This window comes from Streptomyces sp. NPDC046939, from assembly GCF_040644575.1.
GTDB lineage: Bacteria > Actinomycetota > Actinomycetes > Streptomycetales > Streptomycetaceae > Streptomyces.
On record NZ_JBEYWV010000002.1, the window covers coordinates 363,627 to 371,660 of the forward strand.

Here is an 8,034-nt window from a genome sequence, read left to right on the forward strand (position 1 = left end):
GACGGCGCCGGTGCGCGGTGCTCCTCGGCGCCGCGCTCCTCCTCGCCGGATGCGCCACCGGGCCGTCGCTGGAGAACCGGGGCGAGGTGACCGCGCCGCCCGGCGACAGCCGGCACCTCGTCATCGGGTCCGCCGGGTTCACCGAGAGCGACCTGCTCGCGACCATGTACTCCCTGCTCCTGAAGAACGCCGGGTACGGGACCGAGACGCTGTCCGTCGCCAACCGCGAACTGTACGAACCCGCGCTGGAGTCCGGGCAGATCGACGTCGTCCCGGAGTACGCGGCCACGTTCGCCGACTGGCTCAACGCCAAGACGCACGGGGCCGACGCCGCCCCCGTCGGCTCACCCGACCTCGGCGCCACCATGAAGGCGCTGCGCACGCTCGCCCGGCCGCGCGGCCTCGTCGTCCTCGACCCCGGCAGGGCCGTCGACCAGAACGCCTTCGCCGTCACCCGCGCCTACGCCGCCGCGCACCGCCTGAAGACGCTCAGCGACCTCGGCGCCGCGGGCCTGGGGGTGCGGCTCGCCGCCGGGGATGAATGCGTGCAACGCCCGTACTGCGCACCAGGGTTGAAGAAGGTCTACGGGATCGACGTCACCGGCGTCGACCCGAAGGGCGTCGGCACCACCCAGTCCAAGAAGGCCGTGCAGAACGGGCAGGACCAGATGGTGCTCACCACGACCACCGACGCCACCCTCGCCGACTTCGGGCTCGTCCTGCTCGCCGACGACAAGAAGCTCCAGAACGCCGACCACATCGTGCCCGTCGTGAACCGCTCGCAGGCGGGCGGCGAGAAGGTCGCCGAGGCGCTCGGCGCGCTCAACTCCGTCCTCACCACCGCGGATCTGGCCGCCATGAACCGCCAGGTCGACAGTTGGCGGCGGCTGCCCGAGGACGTCGCCCGCGCCTATCTGCGCGACAAGGGGCTCCTGAAGTAGGCCGGTCCTCGCGGGTGTGGCGGGGCCGATGCGCGGGAAGACGAAGCGCCTCCCGGCGGACCCACCGAACAGGATCAGCCATGGACCCAGAAGTCCCCGCCGCGCCGGCGGCCCCCGCGCCCCCGACGCCCCCGGCCCGCTCGGCCGTCGTCGTCGGCGCGGGGGTGCTCGGCGCCTGCGTCGGCTACCACCTCGCTCTCCAGGGCGTCCGGGTCGTCGTCGTGGAGGAGGCGCAGCCCGCGTCCGGCACCTCCGGCGCGACCTTCTCCGCGGACGTGAGCCACCTCAAGACCCCGTACGCCTACTACAAGCTCAACCGGCAGGGCGCCGAGGAGCACCGCCTGCTCTCCGAGACGCTCGGCGGCCCGGCCTGGCGCCACCCCGCGCCCCTCGTGCAGTGGGCCGACGGCGACGCGGCCCACCGGGCGCTGCGGACACGGGTCCTGCGCGCCCGGGGCTGGGGCCACGACTGCCGCCTCGCCCCGGCGTCCGCCCTGCGCGACCTGGCGCCCGCCGTCGACCCCGCCGCCTGCGCCGCCGACGAGATCGCGGTCTACGGGAGCGCCGCCTGGTACGACGCGCCGCGCTTCGTCCACGCCCTGCTGGACGCGGCGGTGAAGCTCGGCGCGGAGACGCACTACGGGGTCGCGGTGACCGGACTGACGCGGGCCGGTGACGGGCGGGTCACCGGGGTCACGGCCGGGGCCCGCGCCTGGAGCGCCGACACCGTCGTCAACTGCGCGGGCCCTGCGGCCGACCGGATCGCCGCGCTCGCGGGGGCCCGGCTTCCCCTGCGGCAGGTCCCGGGCCTCCTCGCCGAGAGCACACCGCTCCCGGCCCCGGCGCTCACCGCGATCGTCGTCACCCCCGGCGTCGACCTGCGCCCCACAGCGGACGGCGGCGTCCTGGCGCTGTCCTGGGACCTCGACACCCACCTCGACCCGGCGAACATCCGGCACGGCACCGCCGCCCTCGACGGTGTCCCGCGCGAGCTGTACCGGCGGGCGAGCGTGGTCCTGCCGGGGCTCACCCGGGCCCGTCCCCTCGGCGCCAGGGTCGGTGTGCGGCCCATCCCTGTCGACGGACTGCCGCTGGTCGGGGAGGTCGCGACGGTGCCCGGCCTCTATCACCTCGTCTCGCACAGCGGGGTCACCCTCGCGCCGGTCCTCGGGCGGCTCGCCGCGCGTGAGATCGCCGGCGGACGGCCCGTCACCGCACTCGCCCCGTACCGTCCGGACCGGGCCGTCCCGGACTCCGTACTGGACGAGAACCTGCGCGTGATGAACGGCCGGCACGACGGGAACCGACCGGTCCGCTAGGCGTCGGACACCGAGTCGAAGCGCACCTCGTCCCGGCCCACGCCCCGCGCGTCCGCGTCGACCGAGCGGCGCAGCGCCTCGTGGAGCCTGGCCGGGGTGAGGACACCGAGGAAGCGGGCGCCGTCGAGGACCGCGACCCAGCCCGCGTCGTGCTGGAGCATCACGCCGAACGCCTGCTTGAGCGGGGCGCCGACCGGGACCCAGGCGTTCATCCGGTGCGCGAGGTCACCGACCCGGCCGTCAGGTCCGGCCAGGGCGGCCTCGTCGGCGCCGATCCAGCCGTGCAGGTCACCGTGCTCGTCCAGGACCACTGCCCAGCGCGCCGACTCCGACCGCATCCGGGCGGCGGCCCGCTCGGCGGACGCGTCGAGGCGGACCACGGCGGGCTGCTCCAGGTCGTCCGGCTCGATCGCGGTCACCGACAGCCGCTTGAGGCCCCGGTCCGCGCCGACGAACTCGGCGACGTACGGCGTCGCGGGCGTCCCCAGGACCGCGCCCGGCGTGTCGAACTGCTCGATGCGGCCCTGCCCGTACACCGCGATCCGGTCACCGAGCCGGACCGCCTCCTCGATGTCGTGCGTGACGAGCAGCACCGTCTTGCGCACCGCCGCCTGCATCCGCAGGAACTCGTCCTGCAACTGCTCGCGCACCACCGGGTCGACCGCGCCGAACGGCTCGTCCATGAGGAGGACGGGCGGGTCCGCCGCCAGCGCCCGCGCCACCCCCACCCGCTGGCGCTGACCGCCCGAGAGCTGCTCCGGATAGCGGCCGCCGAACGTCCCGGGGTCCAGGCCCACCAGGTCCAGCAGCTCGGCGGCGCGCGCCCGCGCCTTCGCCTTCTTCCAGCCCATCAGCGCGGGCACGGTCGCCGTGTTGTCGAGGACCGTGCGGTGCGGGAAGAGGCCGACCTGCTGGATGACGTAGCCGATGCGGCGGCGCAGCTTCACCGGGTCGAGCGTGGAGATGTCCTCACCGTCGACGTGGATGCGGCCCGACGTCGGTTCGATCAGCCGGTTGACCATCATCATCGTCGTGGTCTTGCCGCAGCCGGACGGGCCGACGAGCGTGACCAGTTCGCCCTCGGAGACCTCGAAGGAGAGGCCGTCCACCGCCGTCGTGCCGTCCGCGTACCGCTTGGTGACCTGATCGAACCGGATCATGGAGTCACGCTAACCGCGCCCGTCACTCCCCGCTCACCAGAACCACCTCCAGGGTGCGCGGACCGTGCACCCCCTCGACCCGGTCGAGTTCGATGTCACTGGTCGCGGACGGGCCCGAGATCCAGGTGAGCGGGCGCACCGGGTCGAGCCGTTCGAGGGCCTGCGGGACGGACGAGACCACCTGCCCGGGTACGCGCACCACGCAGATGTGGTGGTCCGGCACGAGCGTGATCCGGCGACGGCCCTGGTCGGGCGAGCCGTCGAGGACGATCGTGCCGGTCTCGGCGACGGCCACGGCGCAGGCCGTGACGACGCTGTCGACTCCGTCGAGTTGGGCGGGGGTGTTCGCGGCGTCGTCGGTCACCCGGGCGGCGTCGGTCTCCGCCAGCCAGGCGCCGGGCAGCCCGGCAGGTGTCACCACGGAGCGTGTGCCGTGCGCGGTGAGCAGCCGGGCCACGGTGGCCGCCAGCTCCCCGGCGGAGCACCTGTGCACGAGCGCTCGGTAGTCCGCCAGGTTCTCCGCGAGCAGCTCCACCGTCTCCTCGACGCTCCGGCCGCCGTGCTCGCGGAGATAGTCCCGGTCGATGTCCGTGGCGTACGTCGTCGGGGCCCCGCCGCCCTCTCCGCCGAGCGCGCGCCGCACCCGGCCCAGGATCACGTCCCTGCTGCTCGCGCCGGTCACTTGGAGCCGTCCTTTCCGCCGTTGGTCCGCTGCCACCAGTCGCGGAACGGTTCCGCGGGCACCTTCGGCAGATCGCGGGTCGCCGTCCACGCGCGGCCGGGGCCCGGCAGCGTACGCGGGTGGAGGCGGCGGGTGCGCGAGGCGAGGCGCTGGCCGGTGCCGAGCGCGGCCGGGTGGGTGAACGCCCAGCGGGCCGCCCGCATCGCGGCGCGCTCCGCCGCGTGCCCCTTGGCGGGCTTCAGCGTCACCTTCGCGCCGCGCCGGACCGCCTCGCCGCCCTGGACGACCCGTTCCCGGAGATGGACGAGCACCTCGGGGATGTCGATGGCGACGGGGCACACCTCGTAGCAGGCGCCGCAGAGCGAGGAGGCGTACGGGAGTGAGGCGTCGATCTCGCTGGCCGTGCCCCGGAGTTGGGGGCTGAGGATGGCGCCGATCGGGCCGGGATAGACGGAGCCGTAGGCGTGGCCGCCGGCCCGCTCGTACACCGGGCAGACGTTCAGACAGGCCGAGCAGCGGATGCAGCGCAGCGCCTGGCGGCCCACCTCGTCGGCGAGGGTGTCAGTGCGGCCGTTGTCGAGCAGGACGAGGTGGAAGATGCGCGGGCCGTCGGAGTCGGTGGTGCCGGTCCACGTCGAGGTGTACGGGTTCATGCGCTCGGCGGTGGAGGAGCGCGGCAGCGTCTGGAGGAACACCTCCAGGTCCCGCCACGTCGGCACGATCTTCTCGATGCCGACGACCGAGATCAGCGTCTCGGGCAGCGTCAGGCACATCCGGCCGTTGCCCTCGGACTCGACGACGACGAGGGTGCCGGTCTCGGCGACCATGAAGTTGGCCCCCGAGACGCCGACCTTGGCGCGCAGGAACTTCTCGCGCAGGTGCAGGCGGGCGGCCTCGGCGAGTTCGGCGGGGGTGTCGGTGAGCCCTTCGGGGGCGGGGCGGCCCCACGCGCCCATCTCCTTCTCGAAGATGTCGCGGATCTCGCCCCGGTTGCGGTGGATGGCGGGGACGAGGATGTGCGAGGGGCGGTCCTTGCCGAGCTGCACGATGAGTTCGGCGAGGTCGGTCTCGTAGGCGGCGATCCCGGCCGCCTCAAGGGCTTCGTTGAGCCCGATCTCCTGCGTGGCCATCGACTTGACCTTGACGACCTCCGACTCGCCCGTCTCCTTCACGAGCCGGGTCACGATCCGGTTGGCCTCGTCGGCGTCGGCGGCCCAGTGCACGGTGCCGCCCGCCGCCGTCACCGCCTCCTCCAACCGGACGAGGTAGTGGTCGAGGTGGCGGAGCGTGTGGTCCTTGATCTGCTTGCCCGCCTCGCGCAGCCGCGCCCAGTCGTCCAGCTCGGCGACGGCGCGGGCCCGCTTGTCGCGGATGGTGTGGGTGGCGTGGCGCAGGTTGGCGCGCAGGGTCGTGTTCCGTACGGCGTCGTGCGCGGCCTTCGGGAAGGAGGGCATGCCTACAAAGGTGCCGCTCATGCCAGGGGCTCCTCTTCCGTGCTCGCGAGGATCTCCGCGATGTGGACCGGCCGCAGCTCCGTGCGCAGGCGGCTCATCGTGCCGCCGATGTGCATCAGGCAGGAGTTGTCGGCGGCGCAGAGCACGTCCGCGCCCGTCGACTCCGCGTTGCGCACCTTGTCGGCGCCCATCGCCGCCGACACGTCGGCGTTCTTCACGGCGAACGTGCCGCCGAAACCGCAGCACTCCTGCGCGCCCGGCAGCTCGACCAGTTCCAGGCCCCGGACCGCGCGGAGGAGCCGGGTGGGACGGTCGCCGAGGCCGAGGGAGCGCAGGCCGTGGCAGGTGGGGTGGTAGGTCACCTTGTGCGGGTAGTGGGCGCCGACGTCCGTCACCCCCAACACGTCGACCAGGAACTCCGTCAGCTCGTACGTCCTCGGCGCCACCGGGGCGAGAGCGGTGGCGAGGCCGTCGCCGCGGCCCTCCGCGCGCGCCCGCTCACCCATGCGCGGGTACAGCTCGCGCACCATCGCCGCGCACGAACCGGACGGCGTGACGACCGCGTCATACGCACCCGAGGCGAGACCCGGGCCGAAGACATCGGAGTAGTGGCGGGCGAGCGGTTCGGCCTCGTGGCGGTAGCCGGTGTTGTAGTGGGCCTGCCCGCAACACGTCTGGGCCGTCGGGAAGTCCACCTCCACGCCCAGCCTGGTCAGGAGTTTCACCACGGCGCGGCCCGTGTCGGGGTAGAGCGTGTCGTTGACACAGGTCAGGAAGAGCGCGACACGCATCGTGGCCCCTTCGGTTCGGTTCGGCATCGTTCGTTCGGGTCGGTCATCGGACGGGTGCAGCGTACGTCGTGAGCCGTACCCGCTCACGAGACGCCGACACGGGCCTCCGCCGGGCCCCCGCTGACGCCCCGGGCGGGCGTGTGCTGAACTGGGCGCGGCCCCGGACGTCCGGAATCCGGTCGGCCCGCACCGTTTGCAGAACTCCCGTACAGGAGCCGCTTTGAGCGTCGTCAGCTACCGCCAGCCCGGGGTCGTCCTCACCGACCGCCGCTTCTCCGTCCCCCTGGACCACGACGCCCCGGACGGCGAACACATCGAGGTCTACGCGCGTGAAGCGGTCGCCGCCGGGCGCGAGGACGAGGACCTGCCCTGGCTCCTCTACCTCCAGGGCGGCCCCGGCTTCGGCGCCAACCGGTTCTCCGGCAAGCAGGCGTGGCTCGGCCGCGCGCTCCAGGACTACCGCGTACTGCTGCTCGACCAGCGCGGCACGGGCGCGTCCACGCCCGTCAACCGCCAGACCCTCCCGCTGCGCGGCGACGCGGCCGCGCAAGCCGCCTACCTCGGCCACTTCCGGGCCGACGCGATCGTCCGCGACAGCGAACTGATCCGCCGCGAGGTCGCCGGGGGAGCGCCCTGGACGATCGTCGGGCAGAGCTTCGGCGGATTCTGCGCCACGCACTACCTGTCGACGGCGCCGGAAGGGCTGAGCGCCGCGCTCATCACCGGCGGCCTGCCGACGCTCGACGGCCACGCCGACGACGTGTACCGGGCCGCGTACCCGCGCATCGAACGGAAGGTGCGGGCGCACTACGCGCGCTACCCCATGGACGTGGAGCGGGCACGGGAGATCGCGGCGTACGTGCTGGAGTACGAGCCGGTCCTCCCCAACGGGTACCGGCTCACACTGGAGGCGTTCCAGTCGCTCGGCATCTGGCTGGGCGGCAGCGACGGCAGCGACCGCCTGCACTACCTGCTCGAGGACGCGTTCGTGCCCACGCCGGGCGGCCGGGCCCTCTCCGACTCCTTCCAGGAACAGGTCGCGTCGGCCCTGTCGTACGCCGGTCACCCGATCTACGCGCTGCTGCACGAGGCGATCTACGCGCAGGGCGGGCGGGCCACGGACTGGGCGGCGGAACGGGTCCGGGGCGAGTTCCCCCAGTTCGACGGGGAGAAGGCGGTGGCGTCCGGCGCGGCGCTCATGTTCACCGGTGAGTCGATCCACCCCTGGCAGTTCGAGGTCGACCCCGCGCTTCGCCCTCTCCGGGAGGTCGCGGACATCCTGGCCGCCCGTACCGACTGGGCGCCCCTCTACGACTCGACCCGCCTCGCCGCGAACGAGGTCCCGGTCGCCGCGGCCGTCTACCACGACGACATGTACGTGGACACGGAGCACGCGTTGCGCACGGCTTCGTCTGTACGGGGGCTCCGGTCCTGGGTGACGAACGAGTTCGAGCACGACGGGTTGCGGGCGGGTGGCTCCCGCGTCCTGGACCGTCTGCTCGGCATGGTGCGCGGGGAAGTCTGAAGGTAGGGCTCCAACTGCAGCGCCGTAGGAGCGCGGGTGGCTTTTCGGCTGCCGCGCCGTCGTGGCTGGTCGCGCAGTTCCCCGCGCCCCTGGAGGCTGCGCCTCCAACGGGCGCCCCGCGATGGCGCACGAAGTGCGCATCGCAGGGGCGCGGGGAACTGC

Annotated in this window: 7 protein-coding genes; 3 read left to right on the forward strand and 4 right to left on the reverse strand. The window is 73.5% G+C overall.

Going from position 1 to position 8,034, the window contains the following annotated elements; all coding sequences use genetic code 11:
• Positions 1-17 precede the first annotated feature (17 nt).
• Entirely contained in the window at positions 18-941 is a 924-nt protein-coding gene (locus ABZ877_RS03935) for an ABC transporter substrate-binding protein (RefSeq protein WP_361063898.1), read from the forward strand.
• 80 nt (positions 942-1,021) lie between these two features.
• A complete protein-coding gene (locus tag ABZ877_RS03940; protein WP_361063824.1) occupies positions 1,022-2,260 on the forward strand; it encodes an FAD-dependent oxidoreductase in 1,239 nt (412 codons plus the stop codon).
• Here ABZ877_RS03940 and ABZ877_RS03945 read toward each other — a convergent pair.
• The 4 genes from ABZ877_RS03945 to ABZ877_RS03960 are packed head-to-tail and all read right to left on the reverse strand — an operon-like array spanning position 2,257 to position 6,347.
• Positions 2,257-3,420 carry a betaine/proline/choline family ABC transporter ATP-binding protein gene (locus tag ABZ877_RS03945; protein ID WP_361063827.1) on the reverse strand — a complete coding sequence of 388 codons (1,164 nt, stop codon included), beginning with the start codon at positions 3,418-3,420 and terminating at the stop codon, positions 2,257-2,259. The genes ABZ877_RS03940 and ABZ877_RS03945 overlap by 4 nt on opposite strands.
• A gap of 22 nt (positions 3,421-3,442) precedes the next feature.
• Positions 3,443-4,102 carry an LUD domain-containing protein gene (locus ABZ877_RS03950; protein ID WP_361063830.1) on the reverse strand — a complete coding sequence of 220 codons (660 nt, stop codon included), beginning with the start codon at positions 4,100-4,102 and terminating at the stop codon, positions 3,443-3,445.
• Complete coding sequence (locus ABZ877_RS03955; RefSeq protein ID WP_361063833.1) at positions 4,099-5,577, reverse strand: LutB/LldF family L-lactate oxidation iron-sulfur protein; 1,479 nt, start codon at positions 5,575-5,577, stop codon at positions 4,099-4,101. Before ABZ877_RS03955 ends, ABZ877_RS03950 begins: the two co-directional genes overlap by 4 nt.
• On the reverse strand, positions 5,574-6,347 hold the full coding sequence (locus ABZ877_RS03960) for a (Fe-S)-binding protein (RefSeq protein ID WP_361063835.1): 774 nt from the start codon (positions 6,345-6,347) through the stop codon (positions 5,574-5,576). Before ABZ877_RS03960 ends, ABZ877_RS03955 begins: the two co-directional genes overlap by 4 nt.
• Positions 6,348-6,567: 220 nt before the next feature.
• On the opposite strand from ABZ877_RS03960, the gene ABZ877_RS03965 reads away from it, so the two are divergent.
• Positions 6,568-7,872: an alpha/beta fold hydrolase gene (locus tag ABZ877_RS03965; RefSeq protein ID WP_361063838.1), complete on the forward strand. Its 1,305-nt coding sequence runs from the start codon at positions 6,568-6,570 to the stop codon at positions 7,870-7,872.
• Positions 7,873-8,034: the final 162 nt, after the last annotated feature.

Coding starts and splice junctions, on each gene's coding strand:
- ABZ877_RS03940 (WP_361063824.1), top strand. CDS start 1,022: ATGGACCCAGAAGTCCCCGCCGCGCCGGCGGCCCCCGCGCCCCCGACG.
- ABZ877_RS03945 (WP_361063827.1), bottom strand. CDS start 3,420: ATGATCCGGTTCGATCAGGTCACCAAGCGGTACGCGGACGGCACGACG.
- ABZ877_RS03955 (WP_361063833.1), bottom strand. CDS start 5,577: ATGAGCGGCACCTTTGTAGGCATGCCCTCCTTCCCGAAGGCCGCGCAC.
- ABZ877_RS03960 (WP_361063835.1), bottom strand. CDS start 6,347: ATGCGTGTCGCGCTCTTCCTGACCTGTGTCAACGACACGCTCTACCCC.